This window comes from Bradyrhizobium sp. Rc3b, from assembly GCF_900114915.1.
Lineage (GTDB): Bacteria > Pseudomonadota > Alphaproteobacteria > Rhizobiales > Xanthobacteraceae > Bradyrhizobium.
The window spans coordinates 337,033-360,021 of sequence record NZ_FOUS01000004.1 but is presented as its reverse complement, the minus strand read 5'-3'; the positions used below and the strand labels follow the sequence as shown (position 1 = coordinate 360,021).

Here is a 22,989-nt window from a genome sequence, read left to right as displayed (position 1 = left end):
TTTGGGCCGGCGCTGTGCCATAGTGCGCGCCGCAAGCAAGCTTTTGGAATGGATGATACCGGCCATGCCGTCAGGCGCCTCGCCCCGCTCCACCATGGATATCGAGTACACAAAGCTGTCCTCACCCAGCGTCTTCCTGGTGAGGATGCTGGTCTTCCTGGTGCTGTGCACGCTGGTCAGCGTGGTGCTCTACAAGCAGATCATCCAGGCCTTCTTCGCCAATCCCGGCCTCAATGCCCTGATCGGCGGCGTGCTGTTCATCGGCATCATCCTGGCCTTCCGCCAGGTCATCCGACTCTACCCTGAGGTCTCCTGGGTCAACAATTTCCGCATCGCCGATCCTGGCCTGGCGCCGGCCCGGCACCCGAAACTGCTGGCGCCGATGGCGGCGATCCTCGGCGGCGAGCGCTCCGGGCGAATGTCGATCACCCAGACCACCATGCGGCATTTGCTCGATTCGATCGCGACGCGCCTGGATGAAGCCCGCGACATCTCGCGCTACATGACCGGCCTCCTGGTGTTCCTCGGCCTGCTCGGCACCTTCTGGGGCCTGATCGAGACGGTCGGCTCGGTCGGCAAGGTGATCGACGGGCTCAAGGTCGGCGGCGATTCCGGCGCGCTGTTCGACACGCTGAAGGAGGGCCTCGCAGCCCCGCTCGGCGGCATGGGCATCTCGTTCTCCAGCTCGCTGTTCGGCCTCGCCGGATCGCTGATCCTCGGCTTCCTCGATTTGCAATCGAGCCAGGCGCAGAACCGTTTTTACACCGACCTGGAAGACTGGCTCGCCACCACGGTGCGCGAATATGGCAGCGGCGAGGTCGCGGTCGCTTCCGGCAGCGGCGGCGGGGTCGCCAGTGGCGAGCTCCAGGCCGCGGTCGAACGCTTACGCTCCGTGCTGGAGGAAGGCAGCGCCAGCCGCGGCACCACGGCGGCGATGGCGAGCCTTGCCGAAGCCATCCAGGCGCTGGTCTCGCACATGCGCACCGAGCAGCAGATGATCCGCGAATGGGCCGACGGCCAGGGCGAGCAGAACCGCGAGATCCGGCGTCTGCTGGAGCGCATCGCCCGCCAGCCGGAAAAGAGCTGAGACGATCTCGTGCCCCGGACGCGACGCAGCATGAAATGATGCGTCGCTGAGCCGGGGCCCAGCGTCGGGGACAATATGGTCCCGGCTCTGCGAAGCAGCGTTGCACGCTGCATCGCGTCCGGGACACGAAAGTGGAGACGGACAACATGGCTCTAGCGCGCGGCCGCCGCAGCGAAGGCGCCTTCAACTACTGGCCCGGCTTCGTCGACGCGCTGTCGACGCTGGTGCTGTCGATCGTGTTCCTGCTGTCGGTGTTCCTGGTGGTGCAGTTCTTCCTGTCGCAGGAAGTCACCGGCAAGGACAAGGCGCTGGAGCTGCTCAACGCCAAGATCGCCCAGCTCAACGAGCTGTTGTCGCTGGAGAAGCTCGGCAAGCTCACGCTCGACGACCAGGTCTCGCAATTGAAAGCCGGCCTCGCCTCGGCCGAGACCGAGCGCGATCGCATCAAGGGCCTCTATGATGGCCTCGCTGCCGCCGGCAGCGATGCGCAAGGCAAGACCTCCGAGCTCGGCAAGGCGCTGGATTCGGAGAAGGCGGTCTCGGCGCGGGCATTGGCCCAGATCGAAGTGCTGAACCAGCAGATCAGCGCGCTCAGGCGGCAATTGGCGGCGCTGGAAGAGGCGCTCGACGCGAGCGAGAAGCGCGACAAGGAATCGCAGAACCGCATCGCTGATCTCGGGTCCCGCCTCAACGTGGCGCTGGCGCAGCGCGTGCAGGAATTGTCGCGCTACCGCTCGGAATTCTTCGGCCGCCTGCGCACCATCCTCGGCAACCGGCCCGACATCCGCATCGTCGGCGACCGCTTCGTGTTCCAGTCCGAGGTGTTCTTCGACACTGGCCAGGCGGTGCTTCTGCCCGAGGGCCGCGCCGAGCTCGACACCTTGGCAGCCGCGCTGATCGAGCTCGACAAGAAGATCCCGAGCGACATCCCCTGGGTGCTGCGCGTCGACGGCCACACCGATGTGCGTCCGGTCAACGGTCCGAACTTCAAGTCGAACTGGGATCTGTCCGCGGCACGTTCGATCTCGGTGGTGCAATATCTGGTCTCGCTCGGCGTACCCGCCCAGCGCCTCGTCGCGGCCGGCTTCGGCGAATTCCAGCCGCTCGATCCCGGCAACACGGAAGAGGCCTACAAGCGCAACCGCCGCATCGAGCTGAAGCTGACGGAGCGGTAGTGAGCGCGATCCACCTCCGCCCCTACGCGGCCTCCGACGAAGCCGCCGCGATCGATCTCTGGCATCGCACCTGGCAGCAGGCCTATCCGCAGATCGACTTCGCGGCACGGCTCGAATGGTGGCGCGAGCGCTGGCTGAGGGATCTGGTGCCGAAGGCGTCCATTGTCGTCGCCGAGCAGAATGGTGCCCTCACCGGCTTCGTCACCATCGACGGCGACGGCTATCTCGACCAGCTCGTGGTCGACCCTGATCACTGGGGCTCGGACGCAGCCCGGCTGCTGGTGGAAGAGGCCAAGCGCCTGTCGCCATCAGGCATCACGCTGCTCGTCAACAAGGACAATTCCCGCGCCATCCGCTTCTACGAGCGCAACGGCTTTGCGCATGCCGGCGACGATGTGAACCCGACCTCGGGCCGGCCGGTGCTGAAGATGGCCTGGCGGGCGTAATTCTGGCGGGCGTGAGGCCTGTCACGCAGGGATCCTGCGAGGTCGGTTATTCGTTGTGTCAGCGATGACAAGCGAATGGAGGCGATCGATGCGGCTGCGCGATCTTGCCAAGGGTTCCTCGGTGTTTCTGGGCGTCATCGTCGCCGGATATTTATCGACGACCTATGTCGACCAGCGTTTTGCCGCGCCCAAGGTCTCCGAACGGACAGAGTCGGCCTCAGCCTCGGCCTGCGTCGGGGAGGACGGCAGCTGGAAGAACTGGCAGTGGCCAAACGTGCCTGCGCTGTCGCCGAAGTGCCGGTAAACCCGCCTGCCCAAGACAAAACGTCGAAAGCAACCCCATGCACAGTAAACGGCGCAAGCAAAGTCAATAGCTTACGAACCGGCCCTGAGGGCCTCAAGCCCCCTCGAACTGCAACCTCGCCAGCCGCGCATAGAGCCCGTTCGCGGCCACGAGCTCGGCATGCGTGCCCTGCTCGACGATCTTGCCCTGGTCCATCACCAGGATGCGGTCGCAGGACAGCACGGTGGCGAGGCGATGCGCGATCACCAGCGTGGTGCGGTGGCGCATCAGCTCCTCCAGAGCGGTCTGCACCAGCGTTTCGCTTTCGGCATCGAGCGCGGAGGTGGCTTCATCGAGAAGCAGCAGCGGCGCATCGCGCAGAATGGCGCGTGCGATTGCGATGCGCTGGCGCTGGCCGCCGGACAGCGTCACACCGCGCTCGCCGAGCGGGGTGTCGAAACCTTCGGGCAGGCGGCGGATAAATTCGGCGGCATGCGCGAGCTCGGCGGCGCGCTCGACCTCGGCGTCGGTTGCATCGGGCCGGCCGAAGCGGATGTTCTCGCGGGCGCTGGCGGCGAACACGTTCGATTCCTGCGGCACCAGTGCGATGCGCGCGCGGAAATCGCGGGGATCTGCGGACTTGACCGGCACGCCGTCGAGCGAGATCACGCCGCTGCGTGGATCGTAGAAGCGCAGCAACAGGTGAAAGATGGTGCTCTTGCCGGCGCCGGACGGACCGACGATCGCGACCTTCTCGCCGGGGCGCACCGTGAATGACACGGCATCGAGCACATTGACGTCGCGCCGCACCGGATAGGCGAAGCTGACCCGGTCGAAGCCGACTTCGCCGCGTGCCGGCACCGGCAGCGCGCGGGGAGACGCGGGCGCCTTGATGTCGGGCTGCACATGCAGGATCTCGAACAGCCGTTCGGCCGCGCCTGATGCCGCCGAGACCTCGCCCCAGACCTCGCTGAGCTGGCCGAGGCCGGCTGCGGCGAACACCGCATAAAGCACGAACTGACCGAGCCGGCCCGGCGAAATCGCGCCGGTGAGCACGTCATGCGAGCCGATCCAGAGGATCGCGACCACGCTTGCGAACACGATGAAGATGATGATGGCGGTGAGCACGGCGCGCGCCTGGGTCGAGGTGCGCGCGGCCTCATAGGCCTGCTCGACCTCGCCGCCGAAGCGCTTCTCGGCGAATTGCTCGCTGGTGTAAGCCTGCACGGTGCGGATCGCGCCGACCAGCTCGCCCGCATAAGCCGACGCGTCGGCAAGCGTGTCCTGCGCATTGCGCGACAGACGCCGCACCCAGCGCCCGAAGGCGACCAGCGGCAGCACGATCAAGGGAATCGCCAGCAGCACGAAGCCCGACAGCTTCGGGCTCGTGATCACCATCATCGCCGCGGCGCCCAGGAACATCATCAAATTGCGCAGCGCGATCGACACTGAGGCGCCGACGGCCGATTTGAGCTGGGTGGTGTCGGCGGTGAGCCGCGAGATCAATTCGCCGCTGCGTGCGGAATCGAAGAAGGCGGGAGACAGCGAGAGCAGATGGGCGAAGACGTCGCGCCTGAGATCGGCGACGATGCGCTCGCCGATCGTCATCACGAGGTAGTAGCGCGCGGCGCTGGCGAGCGCGAGCACGCCGACCACCGCGAGCATCACCGAGAAGTAGCTGTTGATCAGCTCGATGCCCTCGGGCGTCAGGCCGAAATCGATCATCCGGCGCACCGCGACCGGCACCAGCAGCGTGGTCAGCGCCGCGACCGTGAGTGCGACGAAGGCCAGCGCCGCCCGGCCGCGATAGCGGCTGACATAGGGCGCCAGCGCGAGCAGCGGCCGCAGCTTGGCGCGACCCTTGGCCGGCTCTTCGATCAGCTCGGCCTCGATCGCCGGGGTGTCCGCGGCATTCATTCCGGGCCGATCGACATACTGGTCATCAAGCCGTTCCACTGCGCTCATGAGATCCAACCCATTGCATTCGTTTGCTCCCAATAGGCCGGTGCAAGGGTAGTGGCAAATCCGGGAAGTCCCTTAGGGGCAAACCCGGTTCACCGCCCCGGAGTGGCTTGTTTTAGCGGGTTTCGTGAGGTATAGAGCCGCCCAAATCCGTCATTCGATAGCCACCCAAGAAGGCGCCGGGGCGCCGAGGAATTGCCATGAAAGCCGAAATTCACCCGAACTATCATACGATTAAGGTCGTGATGACCGACGGAACCGAGTACCTGACCCGCTCGACCTGGGGCAAGGAAGGTGACACGCTGAACCTCGACATCGACCCGAAGTCGCACCCGGCCTGGACCGGCGGCAATGCCCAGCTGATGGATCGCGGCGGCCGCGTCTCGCGCTTCCAGAAGAAGTTTTCGGGCTTTCTCAAAAAGGATTGATCCGGCCCGAAATGGCTGGAGACGAAAAACGCCCCCGGAGAGCCGGGGGCGTTTTTGTTTTAGGAGGGGCCTGACCAAAGCCGAGATTTCGTAGGGTGGGCAAAGCGAAGCGTGCCCACCAAACCCCTGCTGTAGTCCCAAATGAGAGATGGTGGGCACGGCGCTGCGCGCCTTTGCCCACCCTACGGCACCTGTGAACTACGGCACCCTACCGCTCGAACGCCGCCTTCAGCGCGTTGAGGTGCGGCACCAGCGGATTGCCGATCGCGATGTGTTCGGCCGGCGGGGTGTGGATGGTGGTGTCGAGGCGGCGGACGCGGGTCTGCAGGCTCATCGAGCGATGGATCAGGTCCTGGAGCTGCGAGGGCAGCTTCTCGATGGTGTCGGTGGGGCCGGGATCGGCAGCGCTGAGCTTGACCTTGGTCTTCTCCCGATTGGCCTGGCTCAACGTCATCTCGCCTTCCTTCACCGCGCGGTGCAGCAGCAGCCACGAGGCGAGCTGCATCAGGCGGGTGGTGAGACGCATGCTCTCGGTCGCGTAGGTGAGGCTGACGGCACGGTCGAGCGCCTTGGCCTCGGTGCGGCCGGCGCCGTCGAGATAGGCGGCGGTCTCTTCGACGAGGTCCATGCCCTCGCGGAACAGGACGCCGAACGCCGCAGAATTGGTGAACCGCTCGCTGAGTTGAACGAGAGCGCCGTCGGCCTGCAAACGTTCCATGGTTAACGCCTCTTACGCAACTGTTTGACTGCCCGGCTTTGGCGCCGGCTTATGATGAACAAATCATTGCGCGGGCGGGACGCGGAGTCCAGTGACAAGCACGGTTATGGTTTCCGCGGGTCATTCCTCGGAATGCAACTGGGCGGAGACTCTTGTTTTGATGCGGATTCTTGACGCGAAGCGGTAGCCACGCCACTCGAGACGCCGTGCGCAAAAAAAGAGCCGCCGGAGACCGGCGGCTTTGAAAGTTGATAACAGGGAGGCGTCAAACAGAGTGGACAGGAGCCACTCGGTGTCCAAACGAGGACAGTTCCAGTCATAAACCCGAAAGCTTAATCGACCGTAAACGAGCGAATTTTTTGAGGGTTCGTTAGCCATGTCGGCCAGTGACCGAGCGGGGGTGGAACAAACTCTGCCCGCCGTTTTGACGTCCTGGGGTTATGGATTCCGGGCTCGGCGCTGCGCGCCGTCCCGGAATGGACGCGAAGGTGCGGCTGCGCGAGACGTGGGTCCCGGCTCTGCGGAGCGTCACTGCGTGCCGCACCGCATCCGGGACACGAGAGGCGTGAAAATCCTACGACTTGAAAAAGCTGTTCGCCGCATCGCGTGAGGCGCGCTTCTTCGTAGCGGCTTCTTCCAGCCTTGCGATCTCGGTCTTGAGCAGCGTGACGCGCTCGGTCAGTTCCTCGACCGACAAGAGCGAGAGGTCCTGCCCGATTTCATGGCTGATCTTCTTGCGCGGGCGGTCGTCGTCTTCCGTCGCCATCCTCGTTCCTCCAAAGTTCGCGCACCCAATGCTGAGGCGGTTGCCAGCTTGGATCACGCTGGCTAAGCAAGGGCCTCGTTCATCCCGCACCTTCACCCAAGGACACATCATGGACAAGCTGCCCGCGCAAATGACCGTGGTCGCCATATCCAAGCCCGGCGGACCGGAAGTGCTGGTGCCGGAACAACGCAGCATTCCGCAGCCCGGTCCCGACGAGATCCTGGTCAAGGTGGAGGCCGCCGGCGTCAACCGGCCCGACGTTGCGCAGCGCTCGGGAGCCTATCCGCCGCCGCCCGGCGCCAGCGACCTGCCCGGTCTCGAGATCGCGGGCGAAGTGGTTGCCGTCGGCAGCAATGCCAAGCGGCACAAGATCGGCGACAAGGTGATGTCGCTGGTCGCCGGCGGCGGCTATGCGCAGTACTGCATCGCCCAGGACGCCCAGGCGATGAGCGTGCCGCCGGCGCTGTCCATGAAGGAAGCCGGCGCGCTGCCGGAAACCCTGATGACGGTCTGGCACAACGTGTTCGAGCGCGGTGGCCTGAAGGCAGGCGAGACGCTGCTGATCCATGGCGGCTCCTCCGGCATCGGCACCATGGCGATCCAGCTGGCGAAGGCGTTCGGTGCGAAAGTGTTCGTCACCGTCGGATCGCAGGACAAGATCGACGCCTGCCTCAAGTTAGGCGCCGACCGCGCCATCAATTACAAGACCGAGGACTTCGTCGCCGTGGTCAAGGAAGCGACCAACAAGCAAGGCGTCAACCTGATCCTCGACATGGTCGCCGGCGAATATGTCGACCGCAATTATGATGCCGCCGCGGTCGACGGCCGCATCGTGCAGATTGCGACGCTGAATGGCCCCAAGGTCAGCGTCAACATCGCCAAGGTGATGGTCAAGCGCCTCACCCACACCGGCTCGACCCTGCGCCCCCGTAGTAATGCGGACAAGGCGGCGATGGTGGCCGCAATCGAGCAGAAAGTGATGCCACTTTTGCGCGAAGGCCGCGTCAAACCGCTGATGGACAGCACTTTCCCGCTGGAAAAGGCAGCCGATGCGCACCGGCGCATGGAAACGAGCGCACATATTGGCAAAATTGTGTTGGAGGTCTAGGCCAAACGGCCCACGGGAGACGCCGGAAACCCTTTGATTTTCCTCGCTTTCGTGGCATCTATCGCGACGCACCGAACCACTTCCGTTCGGTTTGAAATCGTCTTCACTGAAGAGTTTGCGTCGAACGCGGAGAACTGGCCTTGCGTCTGATCAGGTGCCTCGCGCCCATCGCGCTGGGCCTCATGATTCTTGTCGCCGCGTATCCCGCGCGCGCGCTCGACGCCGTCAGCGTCCGCAGTGACGCGCCCGCGATCGACCTCACCGGTGTGCTCGAGCATCAGCGCAGCGATGCGGACCGCATCCAGGTCTCCACTGCACCCGGCACCGACGGCATCGTCCGCCGCATCGAGGTGCGCGCCCGCGAGGGCGGCCAGAACTGGGTGGTGTTCGCGCTCGCCAACAACACCGACGACCAGCTCGACCGCCTGATCGTCGCGCCGCATTACCGTATCGTTTCCTCGGGGCTCTTGTGGCCCGACCTCGGCCTGTCGCGCATTGCGACCATCACGCCCTCCACCGGCGACCGGCCGGAGCGACAGGAAAGCCCGACCGCCGACGTCTTCCGCGTCACGCTCGACCCCGGCGCTGTCATCACTTTCGTCGCGGAGCTGCGCACCGACAAGCTGCCGCAGCTCTATCTGTGGGAGCCGGAAGCCTACAAGGACAAGGTCAACTCGTTCACGCTGTACCAGGGCATCGTGATCGGCATCTCGGGCCTGCTGGCGCTGGTGCTGACCATTCTGTTCGTGGTGAAGGGCAGCATCATGTTCCCGGCCGCCGCGGCGCTGGCCTGGGCGGTGCTGGTCTATATCGGCGTCGATTTCGGCTTCTGGGGCAAGGTGCTCGACATGTCGAACAACGCCGAGCGCATCTGGCGCGCGGCGGGTGAAGCGATCCTGGCGGCAACGCTCTTGGTGTTTCTGTTCGCCTATCTCAATCTCAGCCGATGGCACGTGCGCTATTCGCACATCACGGTGGGCTGGCTCGCGTTCCTGGGCTCGCTGGTGGCGCTCGCGCTGTTCGACCCCGCGGTGGCCTCCGGCATCGCGCGCATTTCGCTGGTGCTGATCGCCTTCGCTGGCTTCGCGCTGATTGTCTATCTCTCCACCCACGGCTTCGACCGCGCGGTGCTTTTGATCCCGACCTGGTTCCTGCTGGTGGTCTGGGTGGTCGCGGCCGGCATGACGGTCGCGGGTTCCGTGACCAACGACATCGTCGGCCCGGCGCTACTCGGCGGCCTCGTGCTGATCGTGATGCTGATCGGCTTCACAGTGATGCAGCACGCCTTTGCCGGCGGCGGCGCCACCACCGGCGTCGTCTCCGACATCGAACGGCGCGCCCTGGCGCTGGCCGGCTCCGGCGATCTGATCTGGGACTGGGACGTTTCCGCCGACAAGGTTTTTACGAGCCCCGAGACCGAAGCCCTGCTCGGCCTCAAGCGCGGCACGCTCGAAGGCCCGGCCGCCTCGTGGCTCGAAGTGCTGCATCCGCTCGACCAGGACCGTTTCCGCGCCGCGCTCGACAGCGTGCTCGACCAGCGCCGCGGCCGCCTGGTGCAGGATTTCCGCCTGCGCACCCCCGACGGCCATTTCATGTGGTTCGCGCTGAAGGCGCGCCCGGTGGTCGGCTCGGACGGCGAGGTCTCGCGCGTGGTCGGCACGCTCACCGACGTCACCGAGCTGCGCAACGCCGAGGAACGCCTCCTGCACGATTCCGTGCATGACAACCTCACCGGCCTGCCCAATCGAAAACTGTTCATGGACCGGCTGGGCGCGGTCGCGCATTTCGCCAAGACCATGCCGACGCTGCGTCCGACGCTGATGGTGATCGACCTCGACCGCTTCAAGCAGGTCAACGATTCCGTCGGCATCGCGGTCGGCGATTCTATCCTGTTGACGCTGGCCCGCCGCCTCACCCGCATCCTGAAGCCGCAGGACACGCTGGCGCGGCTTGCCGGCGACCAGTTCGGCCTGATCCTGCTCTCGGAGCAGGACCCCGCCCGCATCACCGCCTTCGCCGAGACCATCCGCAAGACCATCCGCGCGCCGATCGCCTTCAACGACCGCGAGATTTTTCTCACGGCGTCGATCGGTCTCGCGCTTTCTGATCCGCAGGTTCAGCTTACGGACGAGATCATCAAGGACGCCGAGCTTGCGATGTATCACTCCAAGCGCATCGGCGGCGACCGCATCGACGTCTACAAGCCCGCGATGCGCGCGCGGAAGACCGATCGCCTGACGCTGGAGAGCGAGCTGCGCCGCGCCATCGAGCGGCAGGAGCTCACGATCCTGTACCAGCCGATCGTGCGGCTGGAGGATCGTTCGGTCGCCGGCTTCGAAGCGCTGGTGCGCTGGGATCACCCGAAGCTCGGCCGCATGGCGCCCTCGGAATTCATCACCATCGCCGAAGAGACCGGCCTGATCGTCGACCTCGGCATGTTCGTGCTGGACCAGACCGCCAAGCAGCTCTCGATCTGGCAGCGCGCGATGCGCTCGCGCGAGCCGATCTTCGCCTCGGTCAACGTCTCCTCGCGGCAGTTGCTGCGCCACGATCTGATCCACGACATCCGCACCGTGCTGTCGCGCTCCTCGGTGGCGCGCGGCACGCTCAAGCTGGAATTGACGGAATCGCTGGTGATGGAGAATCCGGAGCACGCAGCGCAGATGCTGACGCGGATCCGCGAGCTCGGCACCGGGCTCTCGCTCGACGATTTCGGCACCGGTCATTCGTCACTGGCCTATCTCCAGCGCTTCCCGTTCGACACCATCAAGATCGACCAGTCCTTCGTGCGCACGACCAATCGCGGCACGCGGCCGGTGATCCTGAAGTCGATCATCGCGCTCGCGCACGACCTCGGCATGGACGTTGTGGCCGAAGGCGCCGAGACCGATTCCGACGCGGTCGAGCTCTACCAGATGGGCTGCGAATACGCGCAAGGCTTTGCCTTCGGCGAGCCGATGGACGCGGACGCCGCGATGCGGCTGCTGACCGAAGTGCGGCTCGAAGCGGCGAGCTAGGCTTCCCTTCTCCCCTTGTGGGAGAAGGTGGCGCGAAGCGCCGGATGAGGGGTCTCTCTCCTCTCGAAACCTTGGAGAGAGACCCCTCACCCAAGCGAGCCTGTTTCTACTGGCGTCGCTGCCCTCTCCCACAAGGGGCAAGGGCACATCAATGTGCGTCTCGCTCGTCGCCAATGCGAAGCAAGTGTCGTAGGGTGGGCAAAGGCGCACTTGCGCCGTGCCCACCATCCATCCAGCACTGCGACGGAAGTCGTGGGCACGCTTCGCTTTGCCCACCCTACGATACTATTGGATATGGAGAGACCTTCACCCACCTGACCGGGTACTTCGCCGCTACCGCCGCCCGTCCTTCTTCATCTTCGTGAACCGCACGCTCTGGCCGTCCGGCATCCGCACCGCCTTGAACCCGGCAGCAAGACAGGCTTCGCGTTGCGGCATCTGGATGTCGGGGCTGCGCAGGCTGTCCCACCATGAGGCACGATTGGCCGCGCGCGGCAGGGCCGCGCCGATGATCTCTTCGATCTGTTCGAAGCTCAGGACGAATTCTGCCTGCTTCTGCCGCAGCAGATAGTCGCGCAACGCGTCGTAGTCGTTCACATCCGTCCTCTTGTCCGAAACCGGGTCTGCTCGCAGGAGATCTGCCCAAAACCGTGAGCGGCGTAAACCGATTCTTAACTCACTACGGCAGCGCTGTTCCACCTTAAACACTACTCAAGATTTCGGGCGCATCCACTAAGGGATCGGGAGCAAACGATGCTGTCTGGATGGCGCGAAGTCATGGCCCGCCGGCCGTGGCAGATTTCGGCGAAGCTGCTGATCATCTCGTCCGTGGTGACGGTGATCGGCTTTTCCGCCATTTGCGTCAACGTCATGCTCGACATGCGCCGGGGCGAGGAGGCTCTCGCCCGCCAGACGCTGGAGAACCTCGCGACCACCATCCAGTCCGACGTCAGCCGCAACGTCGAGATCTACGACCTGTCGCTGAAGGCGGTCGCCAGCAACATGCTGCTGCCCGAGCTCGCGACCGTGTCGACGCCGATCCGTCACCTGATCCTGTTCGATCATGCGACGACGGCGAGGCATTTCGGCGCCATCCAGGTGTTCGACGCCGAGGGCAGGCTTGCCATCGACGCCTCCACCCTCGATCCCCTCCCCGAGAACCGGAGCGAGGAGGAGTATTTCAGGGTTCATCGCGACAATCCCGAGGCCGGGCTCTTCATCAGCCGCCCGATGCTATTCCGCGGCGCCTACGCGATCGTGCTGAGCCGTCGCATCAGCGATACCGATGGCGGTTTCCTCGGCGTCGTCGCCGGCTCGATCCGCTTCAGCTATTTCCACGAATTGTTCGAGCGGCTCAACCTCGATCCCGAAGACACCATCACCGTGCTCAGGCGCGACCGCACCATCATGATGCGTCGGCCGTTCGATCTCGACATCATCGGTACGAACCTGAACGACCGGCGGGCCTGGAAGCCCGACAATCTCCCGATCGGCGCCTCCTATTCGGGAAAGGGCCCGGTCGATCCGACGCCGCGGCTCTATGTCCGCAGCGCCGACAACGGGCCGCTGTTCGTGGTGGCGGGCAAGCCGCTGGCTGCGGTCTTCGCGCTCTGGCAGAAGGAGGCGTATCGCATCGGCGCCGTGGTGCTGGCGCTTGCGCTGTTCGTGCTGGGATCGACGCTGGTGCTCGCGCGCGAGATCGGCCGCCGTGCCGAGGCCGAGCGCAAGCTCGAGGAGATGGCGACGACGGACGCGCTCACCGGCCTGAAGAACCGCCGCAAGTTCGATACCGTCATCGACGTCGAATGGCGGCGCGCAATGCGGCAGAAGGCGCCGGTCGCTCTCTTGATGATCGATGCCGATCACTTCAAGGCCTACAACGACACGTTCGGCCACCAGGCCGGCGACCAGGTGCTGGTCGGCATCGCCATCTGCATTTCCGATTCGGTGAGCCGCGCGGGCGACTGTGCCGCGCGCTATGGCGGCGAGGAATTCGCGGTGCTGCTGCCGAATACTTCAGCCATCGACGCCTTCAAGGTCGCCGAGGCGATCCGCACCAAGGTGCAGGGCTGGTCCGACGAGCAGGTGATGTTGACGGTGTCCTGCGGCGTCGCCAGCCTCGTTCCCACCGCCGGGATGGACTGGCCGGTCCTGGTCGCCGCCGCCGACAAGGCGCTCTATGCGGCGAAGGCGGGCGGACGCAATCAGTCGGTGGTTGCGAGCTTGCCGAAGCTGTCGCTGGTGGCGTGAGGGGTTCGCTCGTCGTCATTGCGAGCGAGGCAATCCACCACACCATTGGTGTCGTCCCTGCGAACGCAGGGACCCATAACCACAGGGAGTGGTTTGGCGAAGACTTGTCGTTCGGTACTACTGCAAAACGCAGTCGATAGATCACGCGGTATGGGTCCCCGCGTTCGCGGGGACGACGGCGGAGCTTGTGGCGACTACTGCCCCAGATACTTCTTCATCTCCGCGATCAGCCCGTCACGCAGCTCCGGGCGCTGCAGGCCGTAGGCGATGTTGGCGCGGAGGAAGCCGGGCTTGGAGCCGCAATCATGGCGCTCGCCCTCGAATTCGACGCCGTAGAATTTCTGCGATTTGGCGAGCCCGATCATGGCGTCGGTGAGCTGGATCTCGCCGCCGGCGCCGCGCTCCTGCGTCTCGAGGATCTTGAAGATCTCAGGCTGCAGGATGTAGCGGCCGGTGATCGAGAGATTGGAGGGCGCGGTGCCCTTGGCCGGCTTCTCGACCATGCCGTCGACCTCGAACATCTTGCCGCTGCGCTTGCCGACGCCGCAGATGCCGTATTGATGGGTGAGATGGTCGGGCACCGCCTCGACCGCGACCAGGTTGGATTTCTCGCCGAGCGTGGACGCCGTCTCGATCATCTGCTTGAGGCAACCGGGCGAGTTGAGCACGAGCTCGTCGGGCAGCACGACGGCGAACGGCTCGTTGCCGACGATGTCGCGCGCGCACCAGACCGCGTGACCGAGGCCGAGCGGCGCCTGTTGGCGGGTGAAGCTGACGGCGCCGGCTTCGGGCTGGTTCTGCGCCAAAATCTCCTGCTCGGCCTTCTTGCCGCGCTGGCTGAGCGTCGCGTCGAGCTCGAACATCCGGTCGAAATGATCTTCGATGACGTTCTTGTTGCGGCCGGTGACGAAGATGAAGTGCTCGATGCCGGCCTCCCTTGCCTCGTCATAGACGTACTGGATCAGCGGCTTGTCGACGATGGTCAGCATTTCCTTCGGCATCGCCTTGGTGGCGGGCAGGACACGGGTGCCGAGGCCGGCGACGGGGAATACGGCTTTGCGAATTTTCATGTGATTGTTCGAATACCTGGGGGCACATGGGAACGAGGCTGGGAACGGAGCAATGGCATCTTGCTAGCCTGTTTGCAGCCGCCAACAAAGGCGGATGTGGGGCCTCATCCGCGCAGAGTTAAGAAAAAGGCCGTCACCAAAATTTCACCTTTGTTAAGCTATTGGCAACCGTAACCAGGCCTCCTGATGGCAGATTCTTGGAAGGCCGATGGGTGGGACATGACGCGATTGGTGGCTAGGCAGGCAAGACGGGCGGGATCCGTGACCGGCGCGGCGATGATCGCGGCCGTCCTGCTGCTGCCCGTCAGCGCGCACGCCCAGGCGCAGAACGGCCTGTCCAATCTGTTCGGCGGCATCTTCTCCGGCCCCAATGCTGCGCCCTCGCAAGCCCCGCCGGGACCCGGCGGCGCCTTGCCCTGGAGCGGCGAGGACGGGGCTTCTGGCCATCCGCTGATGACGGCCGCGGCGATCCGCGAGGCCGCCGGCAATTTCAGCACTTGCGTTGCGGCGATGTGGCCCGATGCCGCACGGCGCAACATCACCCAGGAAAACTTCCAGCGCTTCACGGCCGGGCTCTCACCCGATCTGCGCATCATGGACCTGATGGACTCGCAGCCGGAGTTCACAAAATCGATCTGGGACTATCTCGATATCCTGGTGAACGACAACCGCCTCGCCAAGGGCCGCGAGATCCTCGCCAAATACAAGGCGCAGTTCGACGCCACCGAAAAGGCCACTGGCGTCGACCGCTACATCGTCGCCTCGATCTGGGGCATCGAGTCCAATTACTCGACGCAGATGGGCGATCGCAGCGTGCTGCAATCGACCGCGACGCTCGCCTGCATCGGCCGGCGCCAGGCCTATTTCAAGGACGAGTTCCTCTCCGCGCTAGAGATCCTCAACCGCGGCGACCTCAGGCCGGAGCAGATGCGCGGCTCCTGGGCCGGCGCGTTCGGCCCGACACAGTTCATGCCGACTGCGTTCAAGCGCTTTGCCGTCGATGGCGATGGCGACGGACGGCGCGACGTCGTCGACAATCCGACCGACCTGATTGCATCGACCGCCAACAACCTCAAGAAAGACGGCTGGCAGGCCGGCCAGACCTGGGGCTTTGAGGTCGTGGTGCCCAAGGGCTTCAACTACATGCTGGCCGACCGCGCCAAGGCGATGACGATCGCGCAATGGGAGAAGCTCGGGCTCAAGCGGGCGACGGGCCAGCCGTTCCCGCATCCGGCGGAGAAAGCCTATCTGCTGGCGCCGGCCGGCGCGCAGGGGCCCGGCTTCCTGATGCTGCAGAATTACCGGGTCATCATGAAGTACAACCCGGCCGAGGCCTATGCGCTGGCGATCGGTCATTTCGCCGACCGCCTGCGTGGGGGCCAACCCTTCGTGCAACCCTGGCCGCGGCAGGAACGCGAGCTGTCGCGCACCGAGCGGCTGGAGCTGCAGCAACTGCTGGCCCAGCGCGGCTTCTACAAGGGCACCCCGGACGGCCAGTTCGGCGGCCAGACCCGGGAAGCCCTGCGCAACTTCCAGGCCTCGATCGGAGTGCCCGCGGACGGTTTTGCCTCCTCCGACGCACTGGAACGGCTGCGCGGACGGTAAAATCGCGCCGAAAGTAACCCTGAACTGGGATTTTGGCAGGCAGCCTTGACGCAGGCGGCCGTTCCCCGGTGTATGAGCCCAAGAATCTGCAACGGAATTTGCCCGTTTGGCGCCCGATTCCGTTATTATATTGAGCTACCTCCGATCCCCATTGCGCTGGCCCGAGATCGCATGTCGAAGCCGAAGTCCCTGTTCAAGGCGCTGACCGAGACCGGCCCGTTGATCGCGCTGGGGACGGCGCTTGCGATTCTGGTCTCGGTCGCAGGGCCTGCCTCTGCGCAGTTCTTCAACTTCCCGGGCTTCGGCGGCCCGCCGCAGCGTTCGGCTCCGCCGCCACAACGGGGCGGCGGTGGAGGCGGCGGCTGGTTCGGCGGCGACTTCTTCGCGCCGTTCCAGCAGCAACAGCCGCAGGCGCCGCGCCAGGATTTTTCGCGCGCGCCGGCGCCAGCCAAGCGCGACACCATCCCTGAGAAGAACGTGCTCGTGATCGGCGACGCCATGGCCGACTGGCTCGCCTATGGCCTGGAAGACGCCTACACCGAGCAGCCCGACATGGGCGTGATCCGCAAGCACAAGACCACGTCCGGCCTGATCAAGTACCAGCCGCGCGGCGAGCCCGCGGATTGGACGACTGCTGCAAGGGGCATCCTCGAGACCGAGAAGCCCGACGTGATCGTCGTCATGCTGGGCCTCAACGACCGCAGCGCGATCCGCGAGCCCGTCGCCGACAAGACGGACAAGGCCGCCGCAGACAAGGACAAGAAGAACGACAAGGGCGCGCGCGCCAAACAGCCAGCGAAGCCGGGGGACGCCAAGCCAGGCAATGACACCGCCGCCAAGCCCGACGACAAGCCTGCCGATGCCGATCTGCCGCAGGACGACGCCGACAACGCCGACGCGCCGGCGGCGGCGCCCGAAAAGACGGCCCGCAATCCGAACGGCCTCTACGAATTCCGTGACGACCGCTGGGTCGAGCTCTACGGCAAGAAGATCGAGGAGCTCGCCAGCGTCCTCAAGGCCAAGGGCGTGCCGGTGCTGTGGGTCGGCCTTCCCGCCATCCGCGGGCAGAAGGGCACGGCGGACATGCTGTTCCTGGACTCGCTCTATCGCGAAGGCGCGGCCAAGGCCGGCATTACCTATGTCGACGTCTGGGACGGGTTTGTCGACGAGGCCGGCCGCTTCCTCCAGAAGGGTCCTGACTTCGAAGGCCAGATCCGTCAGCTCCGCAGCTCTGACGGCGTCTTCTTCACAAAGCCCGGCGCGCGCAAGCTCGCGCATTATGTCGAGCGCGAAATCACGCGTCTGCTGGCAGGACGCTCCGGCCCGATCGCACTGCCGAGCGAGCCGGCGACGCCCGACACCAGCGCCGAGCCCGGCAAGCCGGCACCGCGGCCGCTGGCGGGGCCGATCGTGCCGCTGGTTGCAGCCTCGATCTCGACCGATCAGTTGCTGGGCGGCCCGGGCTCGCGTCCCGCCGCCGTCGATGCGCTGGCTGCGAAGACAATGGTGAAGGGCGAGCCGCTGGCGGCTCCGGCCGGCCGCGCCGACGATTATGCCTGGCCGCGCCGCGAAGTCGGCCGCGAGCAGGCCAAGGGCGATACGCCGATGGCCGCAACAACGCCTGAGGGCGGCGTCGCCAATCCCGCCGCGCCAGGAGCCGCCGCCGCGATCGCCCCGCCGAAACTTGCGCCGAAGAAGCCGCCGGTCCCGCCGCAGCAACCGGCACAGGCTACGCCCTCATTCCGCGATTTCTTCGGCTTCGGCTCTCCGCAGCCACCGCCGCCGCGTCAACTGGCGCCGGCGCCCGGGCCGCGCAATCCGAATCCCAATCCCGGGGTCCCGCGTCCGCCGGGTAACGTTGGCCGCTCGGCCGAGATGTTCCGGTAAGGTAAGGTCTCGTGTCCCGGACGCGACGCGGCGCCCTCTTGGTGAGGAGGCGCAGAGCCGGGACCCAATTCGTGCGGCATTCACAAAAGATGGGCCCCGGCTTAGCGATGCAGCGTTTCCGGACGATGCTACGTATCGCCTAGGCTGCATCGCGTCCGGGGCACGAGTGATAGGCGTTCGGCGACTAGCCTTAATAGCGCCAGCGCGACGGCGGCGGACGGCGTGCGGGACGCGACATCAGAAGCGCGAGTGCGAAACCGATGCCGCCGGCGACCAGCAGCGCGCCGAGCGGATTGTCCTGCACCTTCTTCGACAATGCTTGCGTACCGTCGCGAAGAGTCTCGCCGCTGTTGTCGTAGGCGTCCTTGGCGTAGTCAGCCGCAGTCTCGCCGGCCTCGCGCACGGCATCCTTGGCCTGGCCGTAGAGATTCTGCACCGTGCCCGCGGCTTCCCGCGCCTTGCCCGACGCCTGCGTCTTCGCATCGCCTGCCATGTCTCCGATCGCGCCTTCCGCGCGTCCGGCATATTCCTTGGCCGATCCAACAATCCGATCCGTGTCCATGATGATCCTCCTCGGTGGTCAGCCGAAGTAACCGATCAGGCGCGGCCCAGTTCCAAGTGTTTGCGAAAGTGTAGCTCCTACGAAAGTGTGTAGCCCGGATGGAGCGCAGCGTAATCCGGGCTACGGGCCAGCTAAAGGATGAGCCCGCCATCGACGACCAGCGTCTGTCCGACGATGTAGGACGACAGCGGCGAAGCCAGGAACAGAGCCGCGCCCGCCATGTCGGCCGGCGTGCCCAGCCGCCGCAGCGGAATGCGTGACAATGCACCTTCGAGCCGCTTGGGATTGTCGGTCGTCACCTTGGTCATCTTGGTGTCGACGAGTCCGGGCGCGATGCCGTTGACGCGGATGCCGTCCTCCGCCCAGGCTTCGCCCAGTGTCCGCGTCAATCCGACCGCACCGGTCTTCGAGGCGTTATAGGCGGGATTGCCCATGGTGGAATGATAGGCCGCGGTCGAGGACACCATGATCAGCGACCCCTTCGAATCCCGCAACATGGAATGAAATCGCGTCGCACAGGCCATCAGGCTCATCAAATTGACCTCGACCACCTTGCGGAAACCGCTCATCTCGAACTCGCCGCGGCGATAGAGCACCGCGCCTTGCGCCAGCACGAGCACGTCGAGCCGATCGAAGGACGGCTTGAACGCTTCGATCGCAGTGGGGTTGCTGACGTCGAGCTGCGCGTAAGACAGGCCCGTGAGATCAGAACCTTCCTCGATCGAATAATCCTTTGGCTGCGCACGCGTGCCGCAGACTGCGACATGCGCGCCCCTCGTGCGAAACGCTTGCGCGATGCCGTTGCCGATACCGCTGGAACCGCCGACCACCAGCACCTGCCTGCCTGAGAAATCGAGCTCGTTCGCCATCGCGGCCTCCCCTTTTGTCTTGCTTGTTTGACCTGTCTGCGGATCGATGCCAGCCTTGTCAATCATAACAAGAACAAGCAGGGCGCGAGGAAACAGCATGTCCGAGTTCAAACGGCTCAGCCGGTCCGTGAAGGGCCTGACCGTTCTCGTCACCGGCGCGGCTAGCGGCATGGGACGCGCCACGGCCCAATTGTTCGCCGCGGAGGGCGCGAACGTTGCCGTCACCGACTATGACGAGCAAGGCGCGCTCGCCGTCGCGGAGCAGATCGCGGCGAGCGGCGGTTCGGCAAAAGCCTGGAAGCTCGACGTTGCCAATGGCACCGAGATCAGGCGCGTGGTGAATGATGTCGCGGCACATTTCGGCGGGCTCGATATCGTCGTCAACAATGCCGGCATCTCCGTGCGCGTCGCGATCGACGACGAGGCCTATGAGGACGCCTGGGCAAAGGGCATCGCCGTGATGCTGACGGCGCATCCGCGCATCATCCGCGCCGCACTGCCTTACCTGCGCAAATCGAAGAGCCCGCGCATCGTCAACATCGCCTCGACCGAGGCGCTCGGCGCCACCGCATTGCACAGCCCCTATTCGGCGGCGAAGGGCGGCGTGGCGAGCCTCACCCGCTCGCTCGCCGTCGAGCTCGGCCGCGAGGGCATCACCGTCAATTGCATCTGCCCGGGCCCGATCCGCACTGGGATCACCGACCGCATCTCGGAGGAGCACAAGACGATCTATGCCAAGCGTCGCACCGCGCTTGGCCGCTACGGCGATCCGGAAGAGGTCGCGCATATGACGCTGAGCCTGTGCCTGCCGGCGGCATCCTTCCTCACCGGCGCGGTGATCCCGGTCGACGGCGGGTTGATGGCACGGAATGCGTGAGAGCCATGCGCGCCGAGCGTTGACAACGGCGAGTGCGGGAGTAGCTTTTTCGCCGACAGAGCGGGACCAACCGCTCGCACATGCGGGAGAAAACGCCATGACGATCGCCATCCGGCAGCTTCAGAAGCACTTTGCCGGCGAGGTTTCCGGCCTCGATTTGCGAAAGCCCCTCACCGAGGTCGAGGCGCGCGAGGTCGAGGCCGCCATGGACAAATACGCCGTGCTGGTTTTCCACGACCAGGACATCACCGACGAGCAGCAGATGGCTTTTGCGCTGAACTTTGGTCAGCGTGAGGATGCGCGTGGCGGCAACATTACCAAGGCCAGCGAACACCGCCTCAACTCGGGCTTGAACGATGTTTCGAATCTCGGCAAGGACGGCAAGCCGCTGCCGAAGGACAGCCGCGCCAATCTGTTCAACCTCGGCAATTGCCTGTGGCACTCCGACAGCTCGTTCCGGCCTATCCCTGCAAAGTTCTCGCTTTTGTCGGCGCGCGTGGTGAACCCCAAGGGCGGCAACACCGAATTCGCCGACATGCGCGCCGCCTATGATGCGCTCGACGACGACACCAAGGCGGAGATCGACGATCTCGTCTGCGAGCACTCGCTGATGTATTCGCGGGGATCGCTCGGCTTCACCGAATACACGGACGAGGAGAAGGAGATGTTCAAGCCGGTGCTGCAAAGGCTGGTGCGGACGCATCCCGTGCATCACCGCAAGTCGCTGTATCTGTCATCCCATGCCGGCAAGATCGTCGGCATGAGCGTGCCGGAGGGACGCCTCCTGCTGCGCGATCTCAACGAGCACGCCACGCAGCCCGAATTCGTCTACGTCCACAAATGGAAGCTGCATGACCTCGTGATGTGGGACAACCGCCAGACCATGCACCGCGTCCGCCGCTACGACCAGTCGCAGCCTCGCGACATGCGCCGCGCGACGGTGGCGGGGACGGAGCCGACGGTGCAGCAGCAGGCGGCGGAGTAGCGCGGCAATCTCCGCTGTCGTCCCGGACGAGCGAAGCGAAGATCCGGGACCCAACCACAAAACGTGGTTTGGCGAAGACTCGGAGTGACCGGCCTGCCTTAAACATCACCCTGGGAGTATGGGTCCCGGATCTACGCGCGCTTGAGGCGCGCTTGTCCGGGACGACAGCGGAGGACGAGGCACCACCGCGGAGTATGTCGCGGTAGCGACTAAAGCACCTACGCGTGTCCCGCTTCGTTCGAGAGCATGCCGGGATCGATGCCGATCTTGCGCAGGGCGCGTCCGTACTTGTCGTCGACGTCGTCACCGAAGATCAGATCCGCATCCGCATCGCAATGCAGCCAGCCGTTGCTCTGGATCTCGGTCTCGAGCTGGCCGGGTGCCCAGCCGGCATAGCCGAGCGCGAGAATGGCGTGCTTGGGGCCGGAACCGTTGGCGATCGCGCGCAGGATGTCGACGGTCGCGGTGAGGCAGACGCCCTCGTCGATCCGCAGCGTCGCGTTCTCGATGTAGAAGTCGCTGGAATGCAGCACGAAGCCTCGCCCGGTATCGACCGGACCGCCGCGCAGCACCTTCATGCTTTCGGCATTCTCGGGCAGCTTGATGTGCTCGCCCTTCTTGATGATGCCGAGCTGCTCCAAGAGCTCGGGGAAATCGATGCTGCCGGCCGGATGGTTCACGATGATGCCCATCGCTCCCTCCGCCGAATGGGCGCAGAGATAGATCACCGAGCGTTCGAAGCGGGAATCGCCCATCACGGGCATCGCGATCAAGAGCCGGCCGTCGAGATAACCGGCCGAATTAGGGAGTACGGGTCCCGCGCTGCGGGTGCTTTCGCCCGTCCTCTTGCCTGTGGGAGCCATCGGTGAAGCACTCCGGTTTCAATTCCTATCCTGATGTCGGGCCGGGCTGCTGTCAAATCAAGGCTTGCAGAGACGCGATTCAGGTGCATCCATCACAAGCAATTCAATGGTTTGCCTCAGGGCGACCCTGTAAAGACGTGCTATGCTCACAAGAGTTCCCCTGCGCGCGGCGATTGGCGTCGCGACAACCCTTTTTGCGTCGTCGCTGGCCATCGTAGCCCGTGCCGACGACGCTTCGCCGTGGCAGCGCGACGGACATTCCGCGGTGCGGCTACTGGCGGGATCGCGCAGCGGCGCCGTCCTGCTCGGCGGTATCGCCATCCAGCTCCAGCAGGGGTGGAAGACCTATTGGCGTTCCCCGGGCGATTCCGGCGTCCCGCCGCGGTTCGACTTTTCCAAGTCGGACAATGTCGAGGCGGTGACGGTGATGTGGCCCGCGCCGCTGAAATTCGACGACGGCGCCGGCGGCCATTCGATCGGCTATCACAACCAGATCGTGCTCCCCCTGCGCATCGTCGCCAAGGCGGCCGACAAGCCCGTGACCCTGCGCGCAGAGATCAATTACGCGGTGTGCGAAAAACTCTGCATTCCGGTCGAGGCCAGTGCCGAGCTCGGCTTCAACAGCGTGGCCTCGACCGAGGATGCCAATCTGCGTGCGGCACTCGATACCGTGCCCAAGCCCGCCAATATCGGCGATCCCAATCCCCTCACCATCCGCGACGTCAAGCGCGACGGACCCAAGAATGTGGTGGTCGACGTGGTGACGCCGGACCCGCGCAACGTCAATCTGTTCGTGGAAGGTCCGACGCCCGACTGGGCGCTGCCAATTCCGGCGCCGGTCAAGGACAGCCCGGCTGGCGTGAAGCGTTTTTCGTTCGAGCTCGACGGCTTGCCGCCGGGCGCCAAGCCCGATGGCGCAGCGTTGAAATTCACGCTGGTCGGGCCCGAGAAGTCGTACGAGTTCAATACGAATTTGGAGTGAGTGCCGGTTAGCTCGTCCGGGACGACACCGAGTATGGAACGCCACCCAA

21 protein-coding genes are annotated in these 22,989 nt (G+C 65.0%); 13 read left to right on the top strand and 8 right to left on the bottom strand.

Features of this window, described 5'->3' with window-relative positions:
• Positions 1-64: 64 nt before the first annotated feature.
• The 4 genes from BM190_RS11705 (at position 65) to BM190_RS11690 (ending at position 3,012) form a co-directional block, all read left to right on the top strand.
• Entirely contained in the window at positions 65-1,087 is a 1,023-nt protein-coding gene (locus BM190_RS11705) for a flagellar motor protein MotA (protein ID WP_177237037.1), read from the top strand.
• Positions 1,088-1,233: 146 nt separating this feature from the next.
• Positions 1,234-2,262 (top strand): peptidoglycan -binding protein, encoded by a 1,029-nt coding sequence (locus tag BM190_RS11700; protein WP_092254910.1) that lies wholly within the window; start codon positions 1,234-1,236, stop codon positions 2,260-2,262.
• The gene (locus tag BM190_RS11695) at positions 2,262-2,708 is read left to right on the top strand and encodes a GNAT family N-acetyltransferase (RefSeq protein ID WP_018318717.1); all 447 of its coding nucleotides are present in this window, start codon (positions 2,262-2,264) and stop codon (positions 2,706-2,708) included. Before BM190_RS11700 ends, BM190_RS11695 begins: the two co-directional genes overlap by 1 nt.
• Before the next feature lie 88 nt (positions 2,709-2,796).
• Positions 2,797-3,012: a hypothetical protein gene (locus BM190_RS11690; protein WP_020508691.1), complete on the top strand. Its 216-nt coding sequence runs from the start codon at positions 2,797-2,799 to the stop codon at positions 3,010-3,012.
• A gap of 93 nt (positions 3,013-3,105) precedes the next feature.
• Here BM190_RS11690 and BM190_RS11685 read toward each other — a convergent pair whose 3' ends face one another.
• On the bottom strand, positions 3,106-4,956 hold the full coding sequence (locus tag BM190_RS11685) for an ABC transporter ATP-binding protein/permease (RefSeq protein ID WP_092254472.1): 1,851 nt from the start codon (positions 4,954-4,956) through the stop codon (positions 3,106-3,108).
• 197 nt (positions 4,957-5,153) lie between these two features.
• Here BM190_RS11685 and rpmE point away from each other — a divergent pair, with 197 nt between their 5' ends.
• Positions 5,154-5,381, top strand: coding sequence for a 50S ribosomal protein L31 (rpmE, locus tag BM190_RS11680; protein WP_007599895.1), 228 nt, complete (start codon positions 5,154-5,156; stop codon positions 5,379-5,381).
• A 208-nt stretch (positions 5,382-5,589) separates the two neighbouring features.
• Here the strand turns inward: rpmE and rcdA are convergent, their stop codons facing one another.
• Together rcdA and BM190_RS11665 are read right to left on the bottom strand one after the other, a co-directional pair.
• A complete protein-coding gene (rcdA, locus tag BM190_RS11675; protein ID WP_018318720.1) occupies positions 5,590-6,099 on the bottom strand; it encodes a protease adaptor protein RcdA in 510 nt (169 codons plus the stop codon).
• Positions 6,100-6,673: 574 nt separating this feature from the next.
• On the bottom strand, positions 6,674-6,865 hold the full coding sequence (locus BM190_RS11665; protein WP_018318721.1) for a DUF1192 domain-containing protein: 192 nt from the start codon (positions 6,863-6,865) through the stop codon (positions 6,674-6,676).
• A 109-nt stretch (positions 6,866-6,974) separates the two neighbouring features.
• On the opposite strand from BM190_RS11665, the gene BM190_RS11660 reads away from it, so the two are divergent.
• Both BM190_RS11660 and BM190_RS11655 read left to right on the top strand, forming a co-directional pair.
• Positions 6,975-7,973 (top strand): NAD(P)H-quinone oxidoreductase, encoded by a 999-nt coding sequence (locus BM190_RS11660; RefSeq protein ID WP_092254465.1) that lies wholly within the window; start codon positions 6,975-6,977, stop codon positions 7,971-7,973.
• A gap of 140 nt (positions 7,974-8,113) precedes the next feature.
• Entirely contained in the window at positions 8,114-10,990 is a 2,877-nt protein-coding gene (locus BM190_RS11655) for an EAL domain-containing protein (protein ID WP_018318723.1), read from the top strand.
• Positions 10,991-11,323: 333 nt separating this feature from the next.
• On the opposite strand, the gene BM190_RS11650 is transcribed toward BM190_RS11655, so the two are convergent.
• Positions 11,324-11,587 (bottom strand): DUF7662 domain-containing protein, encoded by a 264-nt coding sequence (locus tag BM190_RS11650; RefSeq protein ID WP_026202061.1) that lies wholly within the window; start codon positions 11,585-11,587, stop codon positions 11,324-11,326.
• 156 nt (positions 11,588-11,743) lie between these two features.
• Here BM190_RS11650 and BM190_RS11645 point away from each other — a divergent pair, with 156 nt between their 5' ends.
• A complete protein-coding gene (locus BM190_RS11645; RefSeq protein WP_092254462.1) occupies positions 11,744-13,240 on the top strand; it encodes a sensor domain-containing diguanylate cyclase in 1,497 nt (498 codons plus the stop codon).
• A gap of 194 nt (positions 13,241-13,434) precedes the next feature.
• Here BM190_RS11645 and galU read toward each other — a convergent pair whose 3' ends face one another.
• Positions 13,435-14,310 (bottom strand): UTP--glucose-1-phosphate uridylyltransferase GalU, encoded by an 876-nt coding sequence (galU, locus tag BM190_RS11640; RefSeq protein WP_092254459.1) that lies wholly within the window; start codon positions 14,308-14,310, stop codon positions 13,435-13,437.
• 219 nt (positions 14,311-14,529) lie between these two features.
• Here galU and BM190_RS11635 point away from each other — a divergent pair, with 219 nt between their 5' ends.
• Entirely contained in the window at positions 14,530-15,915 is a 1,386-nt protein-coding gene (locus BM190_RS11635) for a lytic murein transglycosylase (RefSeq protein WP_177237036.1), read from the top strand.
• A 171-nt stretch (positions 15,916-16,086) separates the two neighbouring features.
• On the top strand, positions 16,087-17,802 hold the full coding sequence (locus tag BM190_RS11630) for an SGNH/GDSL hydrolase family protein (RefSeq protein ID WP_092254453.1): 1,716 nt from the start codon (positions 16,087-16,089) through the stop codon (positions 17,800-17,802).
• Between the two features lie 190 nt (positions 17,803-17,992).
• Here the strand turns inward: BM190_RS11630 and BM190_RS11625 are convergent, their stop codons facing one another.
• On the bottom strand, positions 17,993-18,364 hold the full coding sequence (locus tag BM190_RS11625) for a CsbD family protein (protein ID WP_018318729.1): 372 nt from the start codon (positions 18,362-18,364) through the stop codon (positions 17,993-17,995).
• 131 nt (positions 18,365-18,495) lie between these two features.
• Positions 18,496-19,233, bottom strand: a complete 738-nt coding sequence (locus tag BM190_RS11620) for an SDR family NAD(P)-dependent oxidoreductase (protein WP_026202063.1) — start codon at positions 19,231-19,233, stop codon at positions 18,496-18,498.
• Between the two features lie 97 nt (positions 19,234-19,330).
• Between BM190_RS11620 and BM190_RS11615 the strand changes: the two genes are divergently transcribed.
• Positions 19,331-20,110, top strand: coding sequence for an SDR family NAD(P)-dependent oxidoreductase (locus BM190_RS11615; protein WP_177237035.1), 780 nt, complete (start codon positions 19,331-19,333; stop codon positions 20,108-20,110).
• Between the two features lie 97 nt (positions 20,111-20,207).
• Positions 20,208-21,095: a TauD/TfdA dioxygenase family protein gene (locus BM190_RS11610; RefSeq protein ID WP_018318732.1), complete on the top strand. Its 888-nt coding sequence runs from the start codon at positions 20,208-20,210 to the stop codon at positions 21,093-21,095.
• A 218-nt stretch (positions 21,096-21,313) separates the two neighbouring features.
• Here BM190_RS11610 and BM190_RS11605 read toward each other — a convergent pair whose 3' ends face one another.
• A complete protein-coding gene (locus tag BM190_RS11605; protein ID WP_092254450.1) occupies positions 21,314-21,958 on the bottom strand; it encodes a YqgE/AlgH family protein in 645 nt (214 codons plus the stop codon).
• Between the two features lie 142 nt (positions 21,959-22,100).
• Between BM190_RS11605 and BM190_RS11600 the strand changes: the two genes are divergently transcribed.
• Positions 22,101-22,940: a protein-disulfide reductase DsbD domain-containing protein gene (locus tag BM190_RS11600; protein ID WP_092254447.1), complete on the top strand. Its 840-nt coding sequence runs from the start codon at positions 22,101-22,103 to the stop codon at positions 22,938-22,940.
• Positions 22,941-22,989 lie beyond the last annotated feature (49 nt).

Excerpts from the sequence above, each read along its gene's own strand:
- rcdA (WP_018318720.1), bottom strand. The coding sequence starts at position 6,099 with ATGGAACGTTTGCAGGCCGACGGCGCTCTCGTTCAACTCAGCGAGCGG.
- BM190_RS11705 (WP_177237037.1), top strand. The coding sequence starts at position 65 with ATGCCGTCAGGCGCCTCGCCCCGCTCCACCATGGATATCGAGTACACA.
- BM190_RS11630 (WP_092254453.1), top strand. The coding sequence starts at position 16,087 with ATGTCGAAGCCGAAGTCCCTGTTCAAGGCGCTGACCGAGACCGGCCCG.
- BM190_RS11660 (WP_092254465.1), top strand. The coding sequence starts at position 6,975 with ATGGACAAGCTGCCCGCGCAAATGACCGTGGTCGCCATATCCAAGCCC.
- BM190_RS11645 (WP_092254462.1), top strand. The coding sequence starts at position 11,744 with ATGCTGTCTGGATGGCGCGAAGTCATGGCCCGCCGGCCGTGGCAGATT.
- rpmE (WP_007599895.1), top strand. The coding sequence starts at position 5,154 with ATGAAAGCCGAAATTCACCCGAACTATCATACGATTAAGGTCGTGATG.
- BM190_RS11610 (WP_018318732.1), top strand. The coding sequence starts at position 20,208 with ATGACGATCGCCATCCGGCAGCTTCAGAAGCACTTTGCCGGCGAGGTT.
- BM190_RS11665 (WP_018318721.1), bottom strand. The coding sequence starts at position 6,865 with ATGGCGACGGAAGACGACGACCGCCCGCGCAAGAAGATCAGCCATGAA.
- BM190_RS11605 (WP_092254450.1), bottom strand. The coding sequence starts at position 21,958 with ATGGCTCCCACAGGCAAGAGGACGGGCGAAAGCACCCGCAGCGCGGGA.
- BM190_RS11685 (WP_092254472.1), bottom strand. The coding sequence starts at position 4,956 with ATGAGCGCAGTGGAACGGCTTGATGACCAGTATGTCGATCGGCCCGGA.
- BM190_RS11615 (WP_177237035.1), top strand. The coding sequence starts at position 19,331 with ATGTCCGAGTTCAAACGGCTCAGCCGGTCCGTGAAGGGCCTGACCGTT.
- BM190_RS11620 (WP_026202063.1), bottom strand. The coding sequence starts at position 19,233 with ATGGCGAACGAGCTCGATTTCTCAGGCAGGCAGGTGCTGGTGGTCGGC.
- BM190_RS11600 (WP_092254447.1), top strand. The coding sequence starts at position 22,101 with ATGCTCACAAGAGTTCCCCTGCGCGCGGCGATTGGCGTCGCGACAACC.
- BM190_RS11690 (WP_020508691.1), top strand. The coding sequence starts at position 2,797 with ATGCGGCTGCGCGATCTTGCCAAGGGTTCCTCGGTGTTTCTGGGCGTC.
- BM190_RS11625 (WP_018318729.1), bottom strand. The coding sequence starts at position 18,364 with ATGGACACGGATCGGATTGTTGGATCGGCCAAGGAATATGCCGGACGC.
- BM190_RS11700 (WP_092254910.1), top strand. The coding sequence starts at position 1,234 with ATGGCTCTAGCGCGCGGCCGCCGCAGCGAAGGCGCCTTCAACTACTGG.
- BM190_RS11635 (WP_177237036.1), top strand. The coding sequence starts at position 14,530 with ATGACGCGATTGGTGGCTAGGCAGGCAAGACGGGCGGGATCCGTGACC.
- galU (WP_092254459.1), bottom strand. The coding sequence starts at position 14,310 with ATGAAAATTCGCAAAGCCGTATTCCCCGTCGCCGGCCTCGGCACCCGT.